Raw genomic sequence first — 23024 nt, forward strand, 5'->3', positions numbered from 1 at the left:
TGATCCTCCCCGATGAGTCGTCCACAGGTTCGGGAGGCCCCCTTGTCCCGACCGATCGTTCGGTTACTCTAGCCCTGTCCGCCTGTCCCTGCCCAGCTCGACGAGGAGTTGGTCCGCCATGGCCGCCGCTCAGCTCACCACCGACCACCTGACCGAGAGGCACCGCTCCACGCTGGAACAGGCCCTCGAAGCCATCCGCACGCGGGCCTACTGGTCCCCGCACCCCGAGCACCCGAAGGCGTACGGGGAGAACGGCTCGCTGAGCGCCTCCGACGGCCTCGAAGCCCACAAGTCCACCCTCGGCGCCCGCTTCGACCTGGACCAGCCGGGTACGGACGGCTGGACCGGCGGCGAGGTCTCGCCGTACGGCCCGGAGCTGGGCGTCGAGTACCCGCACGCCGACGTGGACGTCCTGCTGCCCGCCATGCGCGCGGGCATGGGCGCCTGGCGGGACGCCGGTCCCGAGACCCGCGCCCTGGTCTGCCTGGAAATCCTGGCCCGCATCAGCGCGCGGACCCACGAGTTCGCGCACGCGGTGATGCACACCAGCGGTCAGGCGTTCATGATGGCGTTCCAGGCGGGCGGGCCGCACGCGCAGGACCGCGGCCTGGAGGCGGTGGCGTACGCGTACGCGGAGCAGGTCCGCACCCCGGTGACGGCCGACTGGTCCAAGCCGCAGGGCAAGCGGGACCCGCTGGAGCTGCGCAAGGCGTTCACGGCGGTGCCGCGCGGCATCTCGCTGCTGATCGGCTGCAACACCTTCCCGACGTGGAACGGCTACCCGGGCCTGTTCGCCTCGCTGGCCACCGGCAACCCGGTCCTGGTCAAGCCGCACCCCCGCGCGGTGCTCCCGCTGGCGCTGACGGTCCGGGTGGCGCGTGAGGTGCTGGCCGAGGCCGGCTTCGACCCGAACCTGGTCGCGCTGGCCGTCGAGCGGCCCGGCGAGGGCATCGCCAAGGACCTGGCCGTCCGCCCGGAGATCCGGATCATCGACTACACGGGCTCCACGTCCTTCGGCGACTGGCTGGAGGCCAACGCCCGGCAGGCGCAGGTGTACACCGAGAAGGCAGGCGTGAACACGGTCGTCGTGGACTCGACCGACGACTACAAGGGCATGCTGTCCAACCTGGCCTTCTCGCTGTCCCTGTACAGCGGCCAGATGTGCACCACCCCGCAGAACCTGCTGATCCCCCGCGACGGCATCGCCACGGACGCCGGCCCCAAGTCGTACGACGAGGTGGTCGCCGACCTCGCGGCCGCGGTGGACGGACTGCTCGGCGACGACGCCAGGGCCAACGCCCTGCTGGGCGCGATCGTCAACCCGGACGTGAAGGCCCGGCTGGAAGCGGCCGCCGGGCTCGGTGAGGTCGCGCTGGCCTCGCGGGAGGTCGCCAACCCCGACTTCCCCGATGCCGTCGTCCGGACGCCCGTGCTGCTCAAGCTGGACGGCTCCAAGCCGGACGCGGAGGCGGCGTACATGTCCGAGTGCTTCGGCCCGGTCGCCTTCGCCGTATCGGTCGAGTCGGCCACCGACGCCCTGGAGCTGCTGCGGCGCACGGTGCGCGAGAAGGGCGCTATGACGGTCGGCGCGTACACGACCTCGCCGGACGTGGAGCGCGCGGTCGAGGAGGTCTGCCTGGAGGAGTCGGCCCAGCTCTCGCTGAACCTCACGGGCGGGGTGTACGTCAACCAGACCGCGGCGTTCTCCGACTTCCACGGCTCGGGCGGCAACCCGGCGGCCAACGCCGCCCTGTGCGACAGCGCCTTCGTGGCCAACCGCTTCCGGGTGGTCGAGGTGCGCCGCCCCGCGTAGCGGCGGCCCGGGGTCAGGCCCCTGCCGGTGCTCCTCCCGGGCCCGTGTCCCGGGAGGAGATCTCCGCGTACCGCTGCACCCAGGCGTGCATGGCGATCGCCGCGGCCGCGCCCGCGTTGATGGAGCGGGTGGAGCCGAACTGGGCGATCGAGCAGACCATCGTCGCGTGCGCGCGGGCCTCCTCCGTGAGGCCCGGCCCTTCCTGCCCGAACAGCAGGACGCAGCGGCGCGGCAGCTCCGTGCGCTCCAGCGGCACGGCGCCGGGGAGGTTGTCGATCCCGATGATCGGCAGCCCCTCGGCCGCCGCCCAGGCGGTCAGCGACTCGGTGTCCGGGTGGTGGCGCACGTGCTGGTAGCGGTCGGTGACCATGGCGCCGCGCCGGTTCCAGCGCCGCCGGCCGACGATGTGGACCTGGTTCGCCAGAAAGGCGTTGGCGGTCCGGACGACGGACCCGATGTTGAAGTCGTGGCCCCAGTTCTCCACGGCCACGTGGAAGTCATGGCGGCGGGTGTCCAGGTCGGCGACGATCGCCTCCCGCCGCCAGTACCGGTAGCGGTCGACGACGTTCCGCCGGTCGCCGTCGGCGAGCAGCTCGGGGTCGTACCGCTCGTCCTCCGGCCAGGGCCGGGGGTGCGGGCCGACGCCGACCTCGGTGCCGTAACCGTCGTCGTACTGGAGTGGGGTCTCGCTGCTCACCCCACGAGGGTACGGGGGGCGTCCGCCTCGATGCCGGGCCGCTGCCGCGACGGCTCCCGCCCGGCGCGCGACAGCAGCCGGTCCCGGCCGCGCCGGACACCGGCGCCCAGCCGGAGCAGGAACACCGTGGGCAGGAAGACGGCATCGGCGGCGATCATGGCGAGGGAGAAGAACGGCAGCCCGAGCAGCAGCGCGATGCCCGCGTGCTCCAGCATCATCGCCACCAGCAGGACGTTCTTGACCTTCCGGTTGAACAGCGTGAAGGGGAAGGCGACCTGCACGATCACCGTGCCGTAGGTGAGGACCATGACCATCACGCCACTGGCGGCGAACAGGTCGGACAGGAACGGCCAGGGGGTGAAGTAGTCCAGCTTGAGCGGGTAGTACAGCGCGGTGCCGTCCTGCCAGCGCGATCCCTGGATCTTGTACCAGCCGGCCGTGGCGTAGATCAGGCACACCTCGGCCATGATCACGCCCAGGGTGGCGTTGTGGACGAGGTTGGCGATGACGTCGGCCAGGAGGCGGGGCTCGCCCGGGGCGTACCGGCACACCAGCCACCACACCCCCTGCGCGGCCCACAGCAGCCACAGCAGCACCAGGAGCCATGGCTCACCGGTGCGGTCGAGGAACAGCGTCGTCGCCACCAGCCCCAGGGCGAGGGCCCCCCAGAGGACCGGACCCAGCGGGTCGCGCCCGGCCCCGGGGCGGGCGGCACGGCGCGCGTCGAGGGACCAGACCCGGCCGCACCGGGTCAGGACGAGGTAGATCGCCATCAGGTGGATGACGTTGTCCCCGCCGTCGCCCATGAAGATCGAGCGGTTCTGGAGCGACAGCACGCCCACCATGAACAGCACCGACATGGTGCGGGTGCGCCAGCCGACCAGCAGCAGGACGCCGGACAGGACCGCGAGCGCGTACACGGTCTCGAACCAGAGCGGGCTGTCCGACCACATCAGGACCGTGAACGCGTGGTTGTTGGCGATGAGCTGCTGGCCCATGTCCCACGACCAGGGGCCGTCCGGCCCGTACAGCTCGTGGCGGCGGGGGAACTCGCACAGCAGGAACAGCAGCCACGCGGCGGAGAAGCCGATGCGCACGACGGCGGCCTGGTACGGGCCGAGGGCGGTCCCGGTGACGCGCCGCACGGCGCGGGCGAGCCGGCGGTCCACCGGCTCGGCGCCCGGGGGCCGCGTCCGGTGCGCCCGGGCGCCGGACGGCGGGGTGCCGGGGGCGGGGGCCGGGGCGGGGGTGCCGGCCGACGGGGTGGGCGTGGGGGCGCTGCTCCGGTTCACTTCTCCGCCTCCGTACGGCCGCCGCTGATGCCACCGGGCAGGTCCGCCGCGGTCACGGTCCACCAGGGCAGCACCCGGTAGTAGGTCCGGGTGTCGGCCTTCTCGTCGCTCCACACCGGAGCCTCGACGCCCTTCGTGGCGGAGCGCATCTGTATCCGCTCGATCCTGCCGCCCAGGTGGTGGGCCTCGAGCCGCAGCATGGCGATGCGCCGGACGTAGCGCTCGGAGAGCTGCCCGCGCATGCCGTGGGGGCGGTTGTCGTCGGTGTGCGAGTTCACGTAGAAGTCCCAGCCCCGGCGGAGCTCGTTCTGGTTCACATGGCTGGGCAGGAGGTTGCCCCGGATGGCCTCGCCGTCGTCGGCGGAGAGGTCGATCCAGCCGGTGGTCCGCCGGTCCCCGTCGCCCTCCACCACCTCGGCCCGGACGTGGACGGCGATGTTCTGCTGGAGCGGATTGGGGGCGAAGAGCTTCCAGTTCTGCTCGAACTCGGGGAAGACCCAGTCGTCCACGGCCTCACCGTGCTGCTTGGTGAGCGTGTTCGACGGCGCCACGTGCAGGAACGTCATGGCCAGGTGGAGGCAGGCGAACATCCCGATGACGGCGAGCGAGACGGCCGCCACGACCTGGTACGGCAACGACAGCGCCGCCGCGCCGGCGGGGGCCGCTCCGTCCGCCGCCCCGTCGTCCGGGGCGCCGGGCGGCGCCGGGACCCGGGGGGTCGCCCGGTCGGCGCAGTCGGCGGCCGTGGATGCGGTGGGGCGCCCCGGGGCCGGGACGGAGCCTTCCCCGGGGCGGGATTCCGGGCCGGTGGCCGGCGCCGGTGTGCTGCCGGCCGGCGGGGGCACCGGGGCGGGGCCTTCCGGGCCGGTGGCGCGCCGGCCGAGGGCACCGGCCTCCTTGTCGTACGAGTCCATCCCGCCCCGTTCCCCGTTCCCCATCGATCCGCCGGAGTTATCCACAGGGTTGACACCATACGGGCCGCCGACTCACCATTGAAGTCATTCAACCGAACGATCGGTCGGTAGGGGGCCCGATGACGGCAGTGACTGCGGACACGCAGGAGGCGTACGAGGCGGTGTTCGACGCCGCCGTGGCCGCCGAAGAGCGGATCGAGCCGCGTGACTGGATGCCGGAGGCGTACCGCGCGACGCTGGTCCGGCAGATCGCGCAGCACGCGCACTCGGAAATCATCGGCATGCAGCCGGAGGCCAACTGGATCACCCGCGCGCCCTCGCTGCGCCGCAAGGCGATCCTCATGGCCAAGGTGCAGGACGAGGCCGGGCACGGGCTGTACCTCTACAGCGCCGCCGAGACCCTCGGCACCGGGCGCGACGAGCTGCTCGACAAGCTCCACACCGGCCGCCAGAAGTACTCCTCGATCTTCAACTACCCCACGCTGACCTGGGCCGACGTCGGCGCCATCGGCTGGCTGGTGGACGGCGCGGCGATCACCAACCAGGTTCCGCTGTGCCGCTGCTCCTACGGTCCGTACGCGCGCGCGATGGTGCGGATCTGCAAGGAGGAGTCGTTCCACCAGCGCCAGGGGTACGAGTCGCTCCTCGCCCTGTCCCGGGGGACGCCGGAGCAGCACGCGATGGCGCAGGACGCGGTGGACCGCTGGTGGTGGCCGTCGCTGATGATGTTCGGTCCGCCGGACGACGAGTCCTCGCACTCGGCGCAGTCCATGGCCTGGAAGATCAAGCGGCACTCCAACGACGAGCTGCGGCAGCGGTTCGTGGACATCTGTGTGCCCCAGGCGGAGGCACTGGGCCTCACCCTCCCCGACCCCGACCTCCGGTGGAACGAGGAACGGGGGCACTACGACTTCGGTCCGATCGACTGGACGGAGTTCTGGGAGGTCCTCAAGGGCAACGGGCCCTGCAACGAACAGCGCATCACCCAGCGCCGCCGCGCCCACGAGGACGGCGCCTGGGTCAGGGAGGCCGCGGCGGCGTACGCGGCCAAGCACGGGGAGGCGACGGCATGACGACCAGCGACTGGCCGCTGTGGGAGGTGTTCGTGCGCTCGCGCCGCGGGCTGTCCCACACGCACGCGGGAAGCCTGCACGCACCGGACGCGCAGATGGCCCTGCGCAACGCCCGTGACCTGTACACGCGACGGAGCGAGGGCGTCTCCATCTGGGTGGTGCCGTCCACGGCGATCACCGCCTCCTCGCCCGACGAGAAGGACCCGTTCTTCGAGCCGTCCGCCGACAAGCCCTACCGGCACCCGACGTTCTACGAGGTGCCGGAAGGGGTGAAGAACCTGTGACCGCCACCGTGAACACCGCCGCGGCGCTCGCCCTCGGCGATGACGCCCTGGTGCTGTCGCAGCGGCTGGGGGAGTGGGCCGGCCACGCCCCGGTCCTGGAGGAGGAGGTCGCGCTGGCCAACATCGCGCTGGACCTGCTCGGCCAGGCGCGGGTGCTGCTGTCCTTCGCCGGTGACGAGGACGAGCTGGCGTACCTGCGCGAGGAGCGGGCGTTCCGCAACGTCCAGCTGGTCGAGCAGCCGAACGGCGACTTCGCCCACACCATCGCCCGGCAGTTGTACTTCTCCACCTACCAGCGGCTGCTGTACGGTCGGCTGGCCGCCACGACCGGTGACACCGGCGGCGAGGGACTGAGCGGTCTCGCCGCCAAGGCGGTCAAGGAGGTCGCCTACCACCAGGACCACGCCGAGCAGTGGACCCTGCGGCTCGGCGACGGCACCGCCGAGAGCCATGAGCGCATGCAGCGGGCCTGCACGGCGCTGTGGGGCTTCACGGGCGAGCTGTTCCAGCCTCTGGAGGGGCTGGACGTCGACTGGTCCGAGCTGGAGTCCGACTGGCTGGCGTCGGTGACGGCGGTCCTGGAGCGGGCCACGCTCACCTTGCCCGACGGCCCTCGTACGGGGGCCTGGAGCGCCGGTGCGGGCCGCCAGGGCCTGCACACCGAAAGCTTCGGCCGGATGCTCGCCGAGATGCAGCACCTGCACCGCAGCCACCCGGGGGCGTCGTGGTGACCGGCACGGCCGGCACGACGGCGCTGGAGGAGGAGCTGAGCCGGCTGGCCGGCTCCGTCCCGGACCCGGAGCTGCCCGTGCTGACGCTGGAGGAGCTCGGCGTCCTGCGGGGGGTCGAGGTCCTCGCCCCCGGCCGGGTGAAGGTCGAGCTGACCCCCACCTACACCGGGTGTCCCGCCATCGAGGCGATGTCCTCGGACATCGAGCGCGTGCTCCATGAGCACGGGGTGCCCGAGGTCTCCGTGGTCACGGTCCTCTCCCCGGCCTGGTCGACGGACGACATCAGCGACGAGGGCCGCCGCAAGCTGGCCGAGTTCGGCATCGCGCCGCCCCGCCACCAGGGCGCCGGCGGCGGGCCCGTGCCGGTCACGCTGGCCATCCGCTGCCCGCACTGCGGCTCGACCGACACGGAGCTGCTGAGCCGCTTCTCCTCGACGGCCTGCAAGGCGCTGCGCCGCTGCACCGCCTGCCGTGAACCGTTCGACCACTTCAAGGAGTTGTAGATGTTCCATCCGCTCCGGGTGAGCGACGTCGAGCGGCTCACGGACGACTCGGTCGCCGTCACCTTCGCGGTGCCGCCCGAGCTGCGCGAGACCTTCCGCCACGTTCCCGGCCAGCACCTCGCCCTGCGCCGCCAGGGCGCGGACGGCGAGGAGATCCGCCGTACGTACTCGATCTGCTCCCCCGCGACCCCCGAGGGCGAGGACCCGGTGCTCCGGGTGGGCATCAGGCTCGTCGACGGCGGCGAGTTCTCGACGTATGCCCTGAAGGAGCTCGCGGTCGGCCACACGGTCGAGGTGATGGAACCGATGGGCCGGTTCCTGCTGCCTCCCCGCCCCGGGCACTTCGCGGCCGTCGTCGGCGGCAGCGGGATCACCCCGGTGCTGTCCATGGTCTCGACCCTGCTGGCCCGCGAACCGAAAGCCCGGTTCTGCCTGATCCGCAGCGACCGTACGGCCGCCTCCACGATGTTCCTGGAGGAGGTAGCCGACCTGAAGGACCGCTACCCCGACCGCTTCCAGCTCGTGACAGTGCTGTCCCGGGAGGAGCAGCAGTCGGGGCTGCCGTCCGGGCGGCTGGACCAGGAGCGGCTCACCGGGCTGCTGCCCGCGCTGGTGCCGGTCGACGAGGTGGACGGCTGGTTCCTGTGCGGGCCGTTCGGCCTGGTCACCGGCGCCGAGCGGGCGCTGCGCGGCCTGGGGGTGGACCGCGGCCGCATCCACCAGGAGATCTTCCACGTGGACGACGGCTCGGCCCCCACGACCGTGCGGCCGGCCGCCGCGCCGGCGCACGCCACGCTGACCGCCACCCTGGACGGCCGGTCCGGGACCTGGCCGGTCCAGGAAGGGGAGTCGCTGCTGGAGACGGTCCTGCGCAGCCGCTCCGACGCGCCGTACGCGTGCAAGGGCGGCGTCTGCGGCACCTGCCGCGCGTTCCTGGTGACCGGCGAGGTCCGCATGGACCGCAACTACGCCCTGGAGAGCGAGGAGACCGACGCGGGTTACGTACTGGCGTGCCAGTCGCACCCGGTCACTCCGGAGGTGGAGCTCGACTTCGACCGCTGAGCCGGGTGGTGCCCGCGCCCCTTCCGTTCCCCTGGAACCTGCTCGGTCTTGACAGGCCGTCAGGTCGAGGTGCGCGGGAGGGCGGGGGCGCGCGTCGGCCGGCCTGGCCGGCCACCCCGGCTGCGCCGGCGGCTACAGCACGAAGGCGGCGCCGCCGTTGTCGGCGACCATGGGGCGCCCGGCGCCCTCCCAGGCGAGCATCCCGCCGTCGATGTTCACCGCGTCGATGCCCTGCTGCACCAGGTACTGGGTCACCTGCGCCGACCGGCCGCCGACCCGGCACATCACATAGGCTCGGCGCCCGTCGGCGACCGCCTCGGTCACCTCACCGAACCGGGCCACGAAGTCGCTCATCGGCACGTGCAGCGCGCCCTCGACGTGCCCGGCCGCCCACTCGTCGTCCTCCCGGACGTCGAGCACCAGTGCGTCTGCGGGTACCGACGCGGCGTCCACGGTGGGCAGCGGTGCGAAGTTCATGGATCAGGCCTTCTCTCGGTAGTGATGCCTCCGACGCTACTGCACCGCGCGACCGCTACGGCGCGAGTCCCGCCAGCTCCGCCTCCCGCTCGGCGACCTGCGCCAGCAGCTGCTCGGCGATCTCCTCCAGCAGCCGGTCCGGGTCCTCGGGCGCCATCCGCAGCATCGCGCCGATCGCGCTGTCCTCGAGGTCCCGCGCCACCACGGTGAGCAGCTCCTTGCGCCGGGCCAGCCACTCCAGCCGGGCGTACAGCTCCTCGCTCTCGCTGAGCCGGTCCGCCGCCGGGACCGGACCCGCCGCCCACTCCTCCGACAGCTCCCGCAACAGGGCCTCGTCCCCGCGCGCGTAGGCGGCGTTGACCCGGGTGATGAACTCCTCGCGGCGCTTGCGGTCGCCCTCCTCGCGCGCCAGGTCCGGATGCGCCTTGCGGGCCAGGTCCCGGTAGAGCTTGCGCGCCTCGTCGCTCGGCCGGACCCTCCGGGGCGGCTGCACCGGCTGGTCCGTGAGCATCGACGAGGCCTCGGGGGACAGACCGTCGGAGCCCATCCAGTCGTTGAAGAGCTCGTCGACGCCCGGCATGGGCATCACCAGGGCGCGCGCCTCCCGCGCCTTGCGCGCGTCCTCGGGGTCTCCGGACCTGGCCGCCCTCGCCTCGGCGATGAGCGCGTCCAGCTCGTCCAGGCGGGCGTACATCGGGCCGAGCTTCTGGTGGTGCAGCCGGGAGAAGTTCTCCACTTCCACCCGGAACGTCTCCACCGCGATCTCGAACTCGATCAGCGCCTGTTCCGCCGCGCGCACCGCCCGTTCCAGCCGGGCCTCGGGGCGCTCGGCCGCGTCGGCCTCGTCGGCGGTCGGGGCACCGGTCACGTCGTCGTTCGGGGTCGTCACCCGACCAGCGTACGGGCGCCGGGCCCCGACGCGTCACACCCCCAGCTCGGCGGCCAGGCGCCCGCCGCGCACCGCCGCGACCAGGTCGGTGTGGTCCGCCTCGGTCCGGTCCGCGTACGCCACGGCGAACCGCGCGACCGCGTCGTCCAGCTCGTCGTTCTTGCCGCAGTACCCGGCGATCAGTCGCGGGTCGGCGCTGTGGGCGTGCGCCCGGGCCAGCAGCGCCCCGGTCATCCGCCCGTAGTCGTCCACCTGGTCGGCCGAGAGCGCCGCCGGGTCCACGCTGCCCTTGCGGTTGCGGAACTGGCGTACCTGGTACGGCCTGCCCTCGACCGTCGTCCAGCCCAGCAGGTTGTCGCTGACGACCTGCATGCGCTTCTGCCCCAGCACCACGCGCCGTCCCTCGTGCTCCACGTCCGCCACGGGGAAGCCCGCCGCCGGCAGGTGGGGCAGCAGCGCGGAGGGGCGCGCCTCCTTCACCTGGAGCACCAGCGGCTCGCCCCGGTGGTCCAGCAGCAGCACCACGTAGGACCGCGTCCCCACGCTCCCGGTCCCCACCACCCGGAACGCCACGTCGTGGATCGCGTACCGCGCCAGCAGCGGCAGCCGGTCCTCCGGCAGCGTGCCGGTGTACGCGCCCAGCGAGGCGGCGACCGCCGCCGCCTCGGCGTCCGGCACCCGGCGCAGCACCGGAGGGGCGTCCACGAACCGCCGTCCGCCGTCCGGGCACTCCTCCGTCGCCTTGGCGGCGAACCGGGCGCTGGTGTTGCCCCGCGCCTTCTCCGACACCCGCTCCAGCGTGCCCAGCAGGTCCCGGGCGTCGGTGTGCGAGACCAGCTCCTCGTCGGCGATCGCGTTCCAGGCGTCCAGCACCGGCAGTCCGGCGAGCAACCGCATGGTCCGCCGGTAGGCGCCCACCGCGTCGAACGCCGCCGCCCGGCAGACGTCCTCGTCGGCGCCCGCCTCCCGTCCGGCGAGCACCAGCGAGGTCGCCAGCCGCTTGACGTCCCACTCCCAGGGGCCGGTCACGGTCTCGTCGAAGTCGTTCAGGTCGATCACGAGCCCGCCGCGCGCGTCGCCGTACAGCCCGAAGTTCGCCGCGTGCGCGTCCCCGCATATCTGGGCGCCGATGCCGGTCACCGGCGTGCCCGCCAGGTCATGGGCCATCAGCCCGGCGGACCCGCGCAGGAACGCGAACGGCGTGGCCGCCATCCGCCCCACGCGTATCGGCGTCAGGCCCGCCACGCGTCCCCGGTTCGACTCCTCCACCGCCCGCACGGCGTCGGGCCGCCCGGCGGCGGGCTCCAGGTGGCCGTGCGACGACCGGGGCACCCGCTCCCGCAGGGCCTTGCCCCGCTTCTTGGGCGACTCCTCGCCCCGGCCGCGGACCGCCGTGGCGAACCCCGGCACCACCGGTATGCGCCCGCCGCCACCGGTCCCGCTCCGCTCCGGCCCCGCCGTCCCGATGTCACCCATGAGGTCCGCCCCCGTTCACCATCGCCCAGTTGCCCCAGACCGTACCTCCGTCACCGGCCGGCCGTCCCTGCCTGTGGACAACCACCTGTGGACGACACTCCGACCCGGCCCGATCCCGCCGCCGCTCCTTCCCGAGCGGCACGCGATCACACCGCGACGGTCTCCTCCATCTCCTCCTCCGCCCCGGAAGCCCCACCGGCCGCCCCATCCGCTGCCCCACCGGCCCCATCCGCTGCCCCACCGGAAGCCCCACCGGCCGCGTCACCGGCTACGGCAGCCTCCCCGGCCCCACCGGCTCCACGGACCCGCGAAGACTCCGCCGCCCCCGCAACCCCCAGCACCACCAGGCCCGCGAGCAGCCACAGGGCCAGCACCAGCACGTCGCGCCCCAGCCCGTGGCCACCGAAGTAGACGTGGGCCCGCACCCCTTCGACGAACCCGGCGCCGTTCCAGAAGGCGTGCAGCGACGCGAAGAACCCGGGCTGGAGCTCGGGCCGGAACACCCCGCCCGAGCTGGTGAAGTTCAGCATCACGAACAGCACCATCACGCCCAGGGTCGTCCACCGCTTCAGGAACGTGTGCAGCCCCACGCCGATCAGCAGGATCCCCGCCGAGTACAGCCACGCCATCGCCCAGACACCGCCGAGCCCCTCGTCCACGAGGTGGAACAGCGGCCCGGCGAACACCGCCCCGATCACGCTCACGACCAGCGACGTCCCGACCGCGAGCAGCGCCCTGATCCGCAGCGGCAGCACCGCCCCGGCCCCGCCGATCACCGCCACCGAGGCGTACGAGCCGATCGACAGGGCCACCAGCAGGAAGAAGACGCCCTGCCCTGTCGGGTCCCCCTTCGACACGGGCACCACGTCCGTGACCTCCAACGGGGCGCCCTGCTCCGCCGCGACCTCCGTGAAGACCTTCCGCACGACCGTGGCGCTGGTGTCCGAGGCGGCCGACGCGACCAGCAGCTCGGGCCGTGCTCCCGGCACGTACGCCCCGAAGACCTCCTGCGCCTCCAGGGCCCCGACCGCCTCGTCCCGCCCCGCGACCGTACGAACGTCGAGGGCGCCGTCGGCCTCGTCCTGGAGCGTCTGCGCCAGCACCTGGGCGCGGGGTCCGGACCCCACCACGTCGACCCGAAGATCATGGGGGTGGGGGGCGTGGAAGGCGCCGAGGTACGCGAGCCCCATGCCGACGCACATCAGCAGGGGCGTCAGCAGGTGCGCCAGCACATGACGCAGCGCGGCCGCGGTACCCGTACCGGTGCCGGCCGCCTTACCGGTGCCGATACCGGCGTGCGCCCTCCGCGCCGGGGCCGATGGCGAGGAGGAGGACACCGAGGCCACCGAGGACCCCGAGGACAACGAGGACCCCGGAGACGCCGAGGACGACATGACGGAAACCTCCAGCAGTTGGCTTTTGCAACCTTCCCTATCGTTGTACTATACAACTGAAGCCGCGAGGAGAGGTGACCCCCCACATGCCAGCCGGACGCGACGAGTCGGTCGACACCATCCAGCGGGAGCTGACGGCGTTCGCCCGCCGCGCCCGGGCCACGGCCGCGCGGCTCCACCCGGAGCTCTCGCTCGTCTCCTACACGCTGCTCGCACACATCGACGACCAGCAGGGCTGCCGGGCCACCGACCTCGCCGCCCACTATCTGCTCGACAAGTCGACCGTCAGCCGGCAGGTCGCCGCGCTGGAGAAGCTGGGCTTCGTCGAACGCCGGCCCGACCCCGACGACCACCGCGTCCAGGTGCTGCACCCCACGGAGGCCGGCACCCGGGTGCTGTCGTCCTCCCAGGCGAGCCGCCGCGCCGCGTACCAGGAGCGCCTCGCCGACTGGCCCACCGAGGACCTCGACCGCTTCGCCGCGTACCTGCTCCGCTACAACCGCACGACCTGACGCACCGCCACCGCCACCGCCACCGCCACCGCCACCGCCACCGGACGCCGGTGGCAGCCACCGCCGCCGGCCGCCACCACGGGACACGTGACTTCCGTCACCACGCACCGCCCCGGGGGCGGCGGCAACACAACGAGAGACGGGCCCTCGCCCGGACTTTCGTCCTGGCGAGAACCCGTCTCATCGGTTTCTCATGGTGCGCGAGGGGGGAGTTGAACCCCCACGCCCTTGCGGGCACTGGAACCTGAATCCAGCGCGTCTGCCTATTCCGCCACCCGCGCATTGGGTGTTGCCGCTTGGTTTCCCACCGTTTCCCCGGTGCGTCCCCCTGGCGACATCTGAAGATTAGCACGACGCGGGAGGTGGATTCACATCCGTTTGTTTCGAGCACCCGGACCGCGAACAGAGAGGGGAAGGGACGGAAGCCGAGGGGGTACGGGAGAGGGAACCGGCGTGCGAACCGGAACACACGAGCCACGCGCACACCGGCCTCCGTCACCGGGCGCCCCCCGCACGCCCCCGCCCCTGCCACCGCCCCGGCAACACACGCCCCACACGTGCACACCCCACGCACATCCCCCGCGCGACCCGCACGACGCCCGCACCACCCCGCCGCCTCGACCACCACGGGAGACACCACGGAACGCCCCCGGAGTCCCTTCCGACCAGCAGCACGGCCGCGCCCGGGCCACCCCGCGGGCCCGCCGCGGACGCCCCGGAGACACCACACGCGGAACGGGGAACGACTTCGCGCCGTACCCACTCCTCCTGGGTGCGCCTCAGGTGCGGGACACTGTCCGGAGGGCGCCTCTACGATCCCTGTGAGAGGTGACACTCGTCCACAGGGCAGAGAAGGGGAACCAGCCGATTTCCCGACGCGTGGATACGATCAGTAAGCAGTACCAGGACGGCAACGACGGAGGAGGTGCCCCATGGGAGTCCTGAAGCGTTTCGAGCAGCGTCTCGAAGGTCTGGTCAACGGCACCTTCGCCAAGGTCTTCAAGTCCGAGGTCCAGCCGGTCGAGATCGCGGGCGCCCTCCAGCGCGAGTGCGACAACAACGCCTCGATCTGGAACCGCGACCGGACCGTCGTCCCCAACGATTTCATCGTGGAGCTGAGCGCGCCGGACTACGAGCGCCTCAGCCCCTACTCGGGCCAGCTCGGCGACGAGCTGTCGGGCCTGGTCCGCGACTACGCCAAGCAGCAGCGGTACACCTTCATGGGCCCGATCAAGGTCCACCTGGAGAAGGCCGACGACCTGGACACGGGTCTGTACCGGGTGCGCAGCCGGACCCTCGCGTCGAGTACGTCACAGTCGCAGGCCCCGGCCGGCCCCGCCGGCCACGCCGGCCCGGGCGCACCGCCCGCCGGCCGGCCCGGTGGCTACGGCTACCCCCCGGCGGCCGCCCCGCCCATGCCGGCGGCCCCGCCGCCGGGTGCCGGCCGGCCGCCCGCCGCCGGCCGCCCGCCGGGCGCGGGCCACGTGCCCGGCGCCCAGGTGCGCCGCTGGATCGAGATCAACGGCACCCGCCACCAGATCTCCCGCCCGACGCTGGTGCTGGGTCGCAGCACCGAGGCCGACGTGCGGATCGACGACCCCGGCGTATCGCGCCGCCACTGCGAGATCCGGACCGGAACGCCCTCGACGATCCAGGATCTCGGGTCCACCAACGGCATCGTGGTGGACGGGCAGCACACCACCCGCGCTACGCTCCGCGACGGCTCGCGGATCGTCGTGGGCAGTACCACCATCGTTTACCGGCAAGCCGAAGGGTGAAGCGGGGGCAATGTCAGAGCTGACCCTCACGGTCATGCGGTTGGGTTTCCTCGCCGTACTGTGGCTGTTCGTCATCGTGGCCGTCCAGGTCATCCGCAGCGACCTGTTCGGGACGCGCGTCACGCAGCGCGGCTCGCGCCGCGAGGCGGCGCGCCCGCAGCAGGCCGCCCGGCAGCAGGCGGCGGCACCGCCGCAGCAGCGCCAGCAGTCCGGTCGTCAGCGCCGCGGGGCCCCGACCAAACTGGTCGTCTCCGAGGGCACCCTCACGGGCACCACGGTCGCCCTCCAGGGGCAGACGATCACCCTGGGACGCGCGCACGACTCCACGATCGTCCTGGACGACGACTACGCGTCCAGCAGGCATGCCAGGATCTACCCGGACCGTGACGGCCAGTGGATCGTCGAGGATCTCGGGTCCACCAACGGCACGTATCTCGACCGGACCCGACTCACCACCCCGACACCGATTCCGCTGGGCGCGCCGATCCGCATCGGCAAGACCGTCATCGAGCTGCGGAAGTAGTACGACAATGAGCGAGCGGAGCGAGCGAGCCGCAGCGGTGCCCACAGGTGACCGGCACAGGCTCCCGACCGGAGGGTGGGCAGTGTGGCTCGAGACCGGCTGTACCCGGAGGCGTCGGAGTCGACAGGGCAGGTGCGCATGAGTCTGTCACTGCGTTTCGCGGCCGGATCGCACAAGGGCATGATCCGCGAGGGCAACGAGGACTCCGGTTACGCCGGTCCCCGGCTGCTCGCGATCGCCGACGGCATGGGCGGCCAGGCCGCCGGTGAGGTCGCCTCGTCGGAGGTGATCTCCACGCTGGTCACGCTCGACGACGACGTACCCGGCTCGGACATCCTCACCTCGCTCGGTACGGCGGTGCAGCGCGCCAACGACCAGCTACGGCTGATGGTCGAGGAGGACCCGCAGCTCGAGGGCATGGGGACCACCCTGACCGCCCTGCTGTGGACGGGCCAGCGCCTCGGCCTGGTCCACGTCGGCGACTCCCGCGCGTACCTCCTCCGTGACGGCGTCCTGACGCAGATCACCCAGGACCACACGTGGGTGCAGCGCCTCGTGGACGAGGGCCGCATCACCGAGGAGGAGGCCACCACCCACCCGCAGCGCTCCCTCCTGATGCGCGCGCTGGGCAGTGGCGACCACGTCGAACCGGACCTCTCCATCCGCGAGGTGCGCGCCGGCGACCGGTACCTGATCTGCTCGGACGGCCTGTCCGGCGTCGTCTCCCACCAGACGATGGAGGAGACCCTCGCCAGCTACCAGGGCCCCCAGGAGACCGTCCAGGACCTGATCCAGCTCGCGCTGCGCGGCGGCGGACCGGACAACATCACCGTGATCGTCGCCGACGTCCTGGACGTCGACGGCGGGGACACCCTGGCCGGCCAGCTCAGCGACACGCCGGTCATCGTGGGCGCGGTCGCCGAGAACCAGACGCAGCTCAACGACGGCGGCGCCATGGAGACCCCGGCTGGCCGCGCCGCGGGTCTGGGCCGACAGGCGCCCCCGCCGCCCGGCGGTGGCTTCGGCCCGCCCGGCAGCGGGGACGACCTCGGGTACGGCGGCATGCCGCCGGAGGGCGGCTTCGGCGCGTACCGCGACGAGGACTTCACCAAGCCGCGCGGCGGCCGCAAATGGCTCAAGAGATCGTTCTTCATCGTGCTCGCCCTGGCCGTGGTCGGCGGCGGGATGTACGGCGGCTACCGCTGGACGCAGACGCAGTACTACGTCGGTACGAACGACGACCACGTCGCCCTGTACCGCGGCATCAGCCAGGACCTGGCGTGGGTCTCGCTCTCGGAGGTCGAGAAGGACCACCCCGAGATCGAACTCAAGTACCTCCCCGACTACCAGCGCAAGCAGGTCGAGGAGACCATCGCCGGCGGCAGCCTCGGCAAGGCGCGGGACAAGATCGAGGAGCTCGCCACCCAGGCGTCCGCCTGCAAGAAGCGGGAGCAGCGCCAGGCGGCGGCCGACCGCGCGCCCGCCACGCCTCCCGGCGAGGGCCAGGCCGGCGGCACGACCGGCCTCCCGACCGAACCCACGCCCAAGCCGTCCACCAGCACCGCAGCCACTCCGACTCCGGGCCCCACCCTCTCGGAGGAGGAGCAGAAGCTGGCCTCGAACTGCGGCAAGCAGTAAGCACCCGTAGGGGGGCCTTTCACCACCATGAGCGTTGTCACCAACACGACCACCATCGGCGCGATCGATCTGCCGAGCCGCCGCAACACCGAGCTGGCGCTGCTCGGCTTCGCGGTCGCCATCCCGGTCTTCGCGTACCTGAACGTGGGCCTCGCCCTGGACGGCAAGGTCCCGGCGGGCATGCTCGGCTACGGCATCGGGCTTGGCCTGCTGGCGGGCATCGCGCACCTGCTGGTGCGGCGGTTCGCGAAGTACGCCGACCCGATCCTGCTGCCGCTGGCGACACTGCTCAACGGTCTGGGACTGGTCCTCATCTGGCGGCTGGACCAGTCGCCGCGGGTGATCGCCAAGTCGATGGCACAGTTCGGCAGTTACAGCCCGGACGCGCCGAAGCAGCTGATGTACTCGGCGATCGGTGTCGGCCTGTTCCTGCTGGTGCTGATCTTCCTGAAGGACCACCGCGTCCTCCAGCGCTACACGTACATCTCCATGGTGGCGGCGGTCGTCCTGCTGCTGCTGCCGCTGGTCCCCGGTCTGGGCTCGGACGTCTTCGGCGCCAAGATCTGGATCAAGGTCGGTCCGTTCTCCATCCAGCCCGGTGAGTTCGCGAAGATCGTCATCGCGGTCTTCTTCTCCGGCTACCTGATGGTGAAGCGGGACGCGCTCGCGCTGGCCAGCCGCCGCTTCATGGGGCTCTACCTGCCGCGCGGCCGGGACCTCGGCCCGATCCTCACCATCTGGGCCGTCAGCCTGCTCATCCTGGTCTTCGAGAACGACCTCGGTACGTCGCTGCTGTTCTTCGGCATGTTCGTGATCATGCTGTACGTGGCGACCGAGCGGACGAGCTGGATCATCATGGGTCTGCTGATGGCCGTGGGCGGCGCGGTGGTCGTCGGTTCGACCGCCAGCCACGTCAAGTCCCGTGTGGCCGCCTGGCTCGACCCGTTCGGGTGCCTGGAGACGGCGCCCGAGGGCTCCAACATGATCCAGGCCTGTGACCAGATGACGCAGGTGCTGATGTCGTTCGGCTCCGGCGGCACCCTCGGCGCGGGCCTGGGCCAGGGTAACTCCGACCTCGTCGGCTTCGCCGCCAATTCCGACTTCATCTTCGCCACCGTCGGCGAGGAGCTGGGGCTGGCCGGTGTCATGGCGTTCCTGCTGATGTACGGCCTGATCGTGGAGCGGGGCTTCCGCACCGCGCTCGCCGCCCGCGACCCGTTCGGCAAGCTGCTGGCGACCGGGCTGTCCGGTGCCTTCGCCCTCCAGGTCTTCGTCGTCGCCGGCGGCGTCATGGGCCTGATCCCGCTGACCGGTATGACCATGCCGTTCCTCGCGTACGGTGGTTCGTCCGTGATCGCCAACTGGGCCCTGATCGCCATCCTGCTGCGGATCAGCGACACCGCCCGCCGTCCCGCGCCGGCGCCCGCCCCGTCCCCCGACGCCGAGATGACCCAGGTGGTCCGACCGTGAACAAGCCCCTGCGCCGAATCGCGATCTTCTGCGGCCTGCTGGTGCTCGCCCTGCTGATCCGGGACAACTGGATCCAGTACGTCCGGGCCGGCGAGCTGAGCACCCACGGGTCGAACAAGCGGGTCACCATCGAGCGGTACGCCAACGTCCGCGGCAACATCATCGTCGACGGCAAGCCGATCACCGGCACCATCGACTCCAAGGACCCGTTCTACAAGTACAAGCGCACCTACACCGACGGCCCCATGTGGGCTCCCGTGACGGGTTACGCCTCGCAGGCGTTCGACGCCAACCAGCTCGAGAAGCTGGAGGACGGCATCCTCACTGGCAACGACGACCGGCTGTTCTTCGACCGCACCCTGTCGATGTTCACGGGTGACAAGAAGAAGGGCGGCGACGTCGTCACCACCCTCAGCGGCGCCGCCCAGAAGGCCGCCTTCGAGGGGCTCGGCGACAAGAAGGGCGCCGTCGCGGCGATCGAGCCGTCGACCGGCAAGATCCTGGCGCTGGCGTCGACGCCGTCGTACGACCCCTCCTCCTTCGCCGGGTACCACGACAAGGACGCCAAGGCCTGGCAGGCGCTGGAGAAGGACAAGGACAAGCCGAAGCTGAACCGCGCGCTGCGCGAGATCTACCCGCCCGGCTCCACCTTCAAGGTGCTGACGGCCGCCGCGGCGCTGGAGTACGGCAAGGTCACCGACATCAACGCGGCGACCAACACGCCCGAGCCGTACATCCTCCCGGACACCAGCCGCGAGATGGTCAACCACGCCCGGGGCTGCGAGAACGCCACGCTGAAGTACGCGCTGGAGGTCTCCTGCAACTCGGTCTTCGCCAAGCTCGGCCATGAGGTCGGCCGCGACAACATGGTGAAGATGGCGGAGAAGTTCGGCTTCAACAACGGGGAGATCGACACCCCGGTCCGCGCCGCCACGTCGGTCTACGACCGGAACATGGACCGCCCGCAGAACGCGCTGTCCTCGATCGGCCAGTTCAACACCAACGCCACCCCGCTCCAGATGGCCATGGTCGCCGCGGCGATCGCCAACGACGGCAAGCTGATGAAGCCGTACATGGTGGACGAGCTGCGCTCCCCGGACCTCGACGTGCTGGAGAAGCACGAGCCCGAGGAGATGAGCCAGCCGATGTCGCCCAAGACCGCTCAGCTCGTCCAGGAGATGATGGAGAGCGTCGTCAACAGCCCGAACGGCACCGGCGGCAAGGCGAAGATCGACGGCGTGACGGTCGGCGGCAAGACCGGAACCGCCCAGCACGGCGAGCTGAACAAGGCCCGCCCCTACGCGTGGTTCATCTCGTACGCCAAGACCGACAACGGCTCGCCCGTCGCCGTCGCGGTCGTGGTCGAGGACTCCAGCGCGACCCGTGACGACATCACCGGTGGTGGCCTCGCCGGGCCCATCGCCCGCGAGGTGATGAAGGCGGTACTCGACAGCAAGAAGTGACGAGCGAACCGCGGTCGCCCCTGAGTGCCGGTGTGTACCGGTCCCGTATCAGGTAGTGGTCGCGGTCCGATCGACTTCCCGTGGCCGGTAGCGTATGCGCGAACAGCACACCGCCGGACCACACACGGGTGCGGTCGGGACTGACGGAGAGGGCTGGAACAGTTATGGAAGAGCCGCGTCGCCTCGGCGGCCGGTACGAGCTGGGCTCGGTGCTCGGCCGCGGTGGCATGGCGGAGGTCTACCTCGCCCACGACACCCGGCTCGGCCGCACCGTCGCCGTGAAGACGCTGCGGGCCGACCTCGCCCGTGACCCGTCCTTCCAGGCCCGGTTCCGCCGTGAGGCCCAGTCGGCCGCCTCGCTCAACCACCCGGCGATCGTCGCGGTCTACGACACCGGCGAGGACTACGTCGACAACATCTCCATCCCGTACATCGTGATGGAGTACGTCGACGGGTCCACCCTGCGTGAGCTGCTGCACTCGGGGCGCAAGCTGCTGCCCGAGCGCACGCTGGAGATGACGGTCGGCATCCTCCAGGCCCTGGAGTACTCGCACCGGGCCGGCATCGTCCACCGTGACATCAAGCCGGCGAACGTCATGCTGACCCGCACCGGCCAGGTCAAGGTGATGGACTTCGGCATCGCCCGCGCCATGGGCGACGCCGGGATGACCATGACCCAGACGGCGGCCGTGATCGGCACCGCCCAGTACCTCTCCCCGGAGCAGGCCAAGGGCGAGCAGGTCGACGCCCGCTCCGACCTGTACTCCACCGGCTGTCTGCTGTACGAGCTGCTGACCGTCCGCCCGCCGTTCGTGGGCGACTCGCCGGTCGCGGTGGCGTACCAGCATGTGCGCGAGGAGCCGCAGCCGCCCAGCAACTTCGACTCCGAGATCACGCCGGAGATGGACGCCATCGTCCTGAAGGCGCTGGTCAAGGACCCGGACTACCGGTACCAGTCGGCCGACGAGATGCGCGCCGACATCGAGGCGTGCCTCGACGGCCAGCCGGTCGCCGCGACGGCGGCGATGGGCGCGGCCGGGTACGGGGGCTTCGGCCCCGACGACCAGCCGACCACGGCGATGCGCCCGGCCGACCCGGCCGGACAGACGTCCATGCTGCCGCCGGTGAACCCGGACGACGGGGGCTTCGGCTACGACGACCGCCCGGACCGCCGACGCCAGCGGAAGTCGAACGTCTCGACGATCCTGCTGATCCTGGCGGGACTGCTGGTGCTGGTCGGCGCGATCCTGATCGGCAAGGTCGTCTTCGACGGCGACTCCGGCGGGTCGGACCCGATCGACGTGCCCAAGGTGGTGGGCAAGCCGTTCGCGGAGGCCGAGCGCACGGTGGAGGCGGCCGGGCTGAAGATCGCCCGGTCCGGTACGGACGCCTGCGGCCAGCCGAAGGGCTCGGTGTGCAGCCAGTCGCCCGAGACCGGGAGGCTGAACGAGGGCGACACCGTCTCGGTCGTCGTCTCCGAGGGCGCCGCCAAGATCGAGGTGCCGGACGTCACCGAGAAGTCCGAGGAGAGCGCGAGGAAGGCGCTCGAGGACAAGGGCTTCGACGTCAAGGTCGACTACAAGGAGTCCGACAAGGACCCCGGCGAGGTCATCGAGCAGAGCCCGACGGGCGGCAGCCAGGCCGAGAAGGGTTCCAAGGTCACCATCACGGTGTCCAAGCAGGCCGAGCAGGACGTCCCGCCGGTCGTCGGCCAGCCGTTCGACAACGCGAAGTCCCAGCTCGAGACGCTCGGCTTCACGGTCAAGCGGGAGGACGTCGACAGCGACCAGCCCGCCAACACCGTGGTCAAGCAGAGCCCCGACGGCAACTCCAAGGCCCCCAAGGGCAGCGAGGTCACCCTCCAGGTGTCCAAGGGCCCGCAGCAGCCGCAGCAGGTCCCGGTCCCCGAGGTCCGGCTCCAGCAGCTTGGGCAGGTCAAGCAGACGCTGGCGGCCAGCGGCTTCACCAACGTCCAGGTGGCCCAGGGCTGCCCGGCCGACGACGCCGCCATCGTCGCCAACAGCGACCCGCAGCCGGGTACGCCGGTGGACCCGGCGGCCACCACCGTCACGCTGACCACCGTGGGCTGCCAGGGCGGCAACGGCAACGGCGGGAACGGGAACAACGGCGACAACGACGGTGACAACGACGGCGGCTTCTTCGGCGGCCCGTCCGGGATCACCTTCCGCGAGCAGGGCTGACGCCCGGGCCCGGGCCGAGCCCGGGCCGACCGCGTACGACGGAGCCCCGGCACCCTGGGAAGGGTGCCGGGGCTCCGTCGTGTCCGGCTCCGTCGTGTCCGGCTGCCGCTTCAGCCGCCGGCCGACGGCCGGCGGCCGCCGTGACCGTCAGCGCAGCTCCGCCGGGGGCGTGCGGGCGCCGTCGACCTTCTCCGTGCGCTCCAGCTCGCCCCATACGACGTAGCGGTACGTGGAGGTGTACACGGGCGTGCACGTGGTGAGCGTGATGTAACGGCCCGGCTTGGTCCGGCCCGACTCCTTGGGCACCGGCTGGAGGACGTCCACGTTGAACTTCGAGGTCTCGGGGAGGGTCTTGTAGACCTTGTAGACGTACCAGGTGTCCTTGGTCTCGAAGACGATGGAGTCCCCGGACTTCAGCTTGTGGATGTTGTGGAACTTCGCGCCGTGGCCGTCCCGGTGCGCGGCCAGCGAGAAGTTGCCCTGCTTGGCCGAGGGGAGGGCGGACGTGACGGGGGAGGTGTAGTAGCCGGCCACGCCGTCGTTGAGGGTCTTGGGGTCGGTGCCCCGCTTGACCAGCACCTCGCCGTTCTTCATCGCCGGGACGTGGAGGAAGCCGATGCCGTCCCTGGTGTCGAGGGCGCCCGGGGCCTGGGAGGCCCAGTGGTCGCGCACCTCGCTGCCCTGCTTGTCGGCCTCGCGGTCGGCCAGGACGTTGGTCCACCACAGCGAGTAGACGACGAAGAGGCCCATGAGCACCCCGGCGGTGATCAGCAGCTCGCCGAAGACACTGATGACGCCGGCGATCCGGTTGCGCGCACGTGCCACTACATCTGT

The 23024-nt window shown here is 71.7% G+C and carries 21 protein-coding genes and 1 tRNA gene; 13 read left to right on the forward strand and 9 right to left on the reverse strand.

Translation table 11 applies throughout. The features are described 5' to 3' along the window. Window positions 1-118 precede the first annotated feature (118 nt). Window positions 119-1813 carry a phenylacetic acid degradation protein PaaN gene (gene paaN / locus ACF068_RS20410; RefSeq protein ID WP_392275652.1) on the forward strand — a complete coding sequence of 565 codons (1695 nt, stop codon included), beginning with the start codon at window positions 119-121 and terminating at the stop codon, window positions 1811-1813. 13 nt (window positions 1814-1826) lie between these two features. Here paaN and ACF068_RS20415 read toward each other — a convergent pair whose 3' ends face one another. From ACF068_RS20415 to ACF068_RS20425, 3 genes are read right to left on the reverse strand one after another with little or no spacing between them, the layout of a single operon-like run. Next, window positions 1827-2510, reverse strand: a complete 684-nt coding sequence (locus ACF068_RS20415; RefSeq protein ID WP_392275653.1) for a TrmH family RNA methyltransferase — start codon at window positions 2508-2510, stop codon at window positions 1827-1829. Then, window positions 2507-3802, reverse strand: coding sequence for an HTTM domain-containing protein (locus ACF068_RS20420; protein WP_392275654.1), 1296 nt, complete (start codon window positions 3800-3802; stop codon window positions 2507-2509). Before ACF068_RS20420 ends, ACF068_RS20415 begins: the two co-directional genes overlap by 4 nt. Then, complete coding sequence (locus ACF068_RS20425; protein WP_392275655.1) at window positions 3799-4716, reverse strand: DUF5819 family protein; 918 nt, start codon at window positions 4714-4716, stop codon at window positions 3799-3801. Before ACF068_RS20425 ends, ACF068_RS20420 begins: the two co-directional genes overlap by 4 nt. 119 nt (window positions 4717-4835) lie before the next feature. Between ACF068_RS20425 and paaA the strand changes: the two genes are divergently transcribed. Genes paaA through ACF068_RS20450 form a run of 5 tightly spaced genes read left to right on the forward strand, consistent with a single transcriptional unit; the run spans window position 4836 to window position 8369 of the window. After that, window positions 4836-5789 (forward strand): 1,2-phenylacetyl-CoA epoxidase subunit PaaA, encoded by a 954-nt coding sequence (gene paaA, locus ACF068_RS20430; RefSeq protein ID WP_392275656.1) that lies wholly within the window; start codon window positions 4836-4838, stop codon window positions 5787-5789. After that, window positions 5786-6073, forward strand: a complete 288-nt coding sequence (paaB, locus tag ACF068_RS20435) for a 1,2-phenylacetyl-CoA epoxidase subunit PaaB (protein ID WP_392275657.1) — start codon at window positions 5786-5788, stop codon at window positions 6071-6073. Before paaA ends, paaB begins: the two co-directional genes overlap by 4 nt. Beyond that, entirely contained in the window at window positions 6070-6804 is a 735-nt protein-coding gene (paaC, locus tag ACF068_RS20440) for a 1,2-phenylacetyl-CoA epoxidase subunit PaaC (protein WP_392275658.1), read from the forward strand. Before paaB ends, paaC begins: the two co-directional genes overlap by 4 nt. Further along, window positions 6798-7307, forward strand: coding sequence for a 1,2-phenylacetyl-CoA epoxidase subunit PaaD (gene paaD, locus ACF068_RS20445; RefSeq protein ID WP_392275659.1), 510 nt, complete (start codon window positions 6798-6800; stop codon window positions 7305-7307). The genes paaC and paaD overlap by 7 nt, the downstream gene beginning before the upstream one ends. Beyond that, on the forward strand, window positions 7308-8369 hold the full coding sequence (locus ACF068_RS20450) for a 2Fe-2S iron-sulfur cluster-binding protein (RefSeq protein ID WP_392275660.1): 1062 nt from the start codon (window positions 7308-7310) through the stop codon (window positions 8367-8369). 132 nt (window positions 8370-8501) lie between these two features. Here the strand turns inward: ACF068_RS20450 and ACF068_RS20455 are convergent, their stop codons facing one another. The 4 genes from ACF068_RS20455 to ACF068_RS20470 form a co-directional block, all read right to left on the reverse strand. Beyond that, entirely contained in the window at window positions 8502-8846 is a 345-nt protein-coding gene (locus ACF068_RS20455) for a rhodanese-like domain-containing protein (protein WP_392275661.1), read from the reverse strand. A 55-nt stretch (window positions 8847-8901) separates the two neighbouring features. Continuing rightward, window positions 8902-9714 (reverse strand): hypothetical protein, encoded by an 813-nt coding sequence (locus ACF068_RS20460; RefSeq protein ID WP_392275710.1) that lies wholly within the window; start codon window positions 9712-9714, stop codon window positions 8902-8904. Window positions 9715-9768: 54 nt separating this feature from the next. Continuing rightward, window positions 9769-11211, reverse strand: coding sequence for a DUF2252 domain-containing protein (locus ACF068_RS20465; RefSeq protein ID WP_392275662.1), 1443 nt, complete (start codon window positions 11209-11211; stop codon window positions 9769-9771). Between the two features lie 146 nt (window positions 11212-11357). Further along, on the reverse strand, window positions 11358-12413 hold the full coding sequence (locus ACF068_RS20470) for a hypothetical protein (RefSeq protein WP_392275711.1): 1056 nt from the start codon (window positions 12411-12413) through the stop codon (window positions 11358-11360). Window positions 12414-12691: 278 nt separating this feature from the next. Here ACF068_RS20470 and ACF068_RS20475 point away from each other — a divergent pair, with 278 nt between their 5' ends. Next, entirely contained in the window at window positions 12692-13117 is a 426-nt protein-coding gene (locus ACF068_RS20475) for a MarR family winged helix-turn-helix transcriptional regulator (RefSeq protein ID WP_392275663.1), read from the forward strand. Between the two features lie 194 nt (window positions 13118-13311). On the opposite strand, the gene ACF068_RS20480 is transcribed toward ACF068_RS20475, so the two are convergent. Further along, a tRNA-Leu gene (locus ACF068_RS20480) sits at window positions 13312-13398 on the reverse strand. 651 nt (window positions 13399-14049) lie between these two features. Between ACF068_RS20480 and ACF068_RS20485 the strand changes: the two genes are divergently transcribed. From ACF068_RS20485 to pknB, 6 genes are all read left to right on the forward strand, one after another. Next, complete coding sequence (locus ACF068_RS20485) at window positions 14050-14895, forward strand: FhaA domain-containing protein (protein ID WP_392275664.1); 846 nt, start codon at window positions 14050-14052, stop codon at window positions 14893-14895. Window positions 14896-14905: 10 nt separating this feature from the next. Beyond that, on the forward strand, window positions 14906-15418 hold the full coding sequence (locus ACF068_RS20490; protein WP_392275665.1) for an FHA domain-containing protein: 513 nt from the start codon (window positions 14906-14908) through the stop codon (window positions 15416-15418). Between the two features lie 138 nt (window positions 15419-15556). Continuing rightward, the gene (locus tag ACF068_RS20495) at window positions 15557-17056 is read left to right on the forward strand and encodes a Stp1/IreP family PP2C-type Ser/Thr phosphatase (protein WP_392275666.1); all 1500 of its coding nucleotides are present in this window, start codon (window positions 15557-15559) and stop codon (window positions 17054-17056) included. A gap of 27 nt (window positions 17057-17083) precedes the next feature. After that, on the forward strand, window positions 17084-18526 hold the full coding sequence (locus tag ACF068_RS20500) for an FtsW/RodA/SpoVE family cell cycle protein (RefSeq protein WP_392275667.1): 1443 nt from the start codon (window positions 17084-17086) through the stop codon (window positions 18524-18526). Beyond that, window positions 18523-19989 (forward strand): peptidoglycan D,D-transpeptidase FtsI family protein, encoded by a 1467-nt coding sequence (locus ACF068_RS20505; protein WP_392275668.1) that lies wholly within the window; start codon window positions 18523-18525, stop codon window positions 19987-19989. Before ACF068_RS20500 ends, ACF068_RS20505 begins: the two co-directional genes overlap by 4 nt. A gap of 164 nt (window positions 19990-20153) precedes the next feature. Continuing rightward, a complete protein-coding gene (gene pknB / locus ACF068_RS20510; protein WP_392275669.1) occupies window positions 20154-22190 on the forward strand; it encodes a Stk1 family PASTA domain-containing Ser/Thr kinase in 2037 nt (678 codons plus the stop codon). A gap of 147 nt (window positions 22191-22337) precedes the next feature. Here pknB and ACF068_RS20515 read toward each other — a convergent pair whose 3' ends face one another. Continuing rightward, window positions 22338-23015, reverse strand: a complete 678-nt coding sequence (locus ACF068_RS20515; protein ID WP_392275670.1) for a class E sortase — start codon at window positions 23013-23015, stop codon at window positions 22338-22340. Window positions 23016-23024 lie beyond the last annotated feature (9 nt).

Origin of the sequence: Streptomyces sp. NPDC016309 (assembly GCF_043077235.1) — a bacterium.
Lineage (GTDB): Bacteria > Actinomycetota > Actinomycetes > Streptomycetales > Streptomycetaceae > Streptomyces.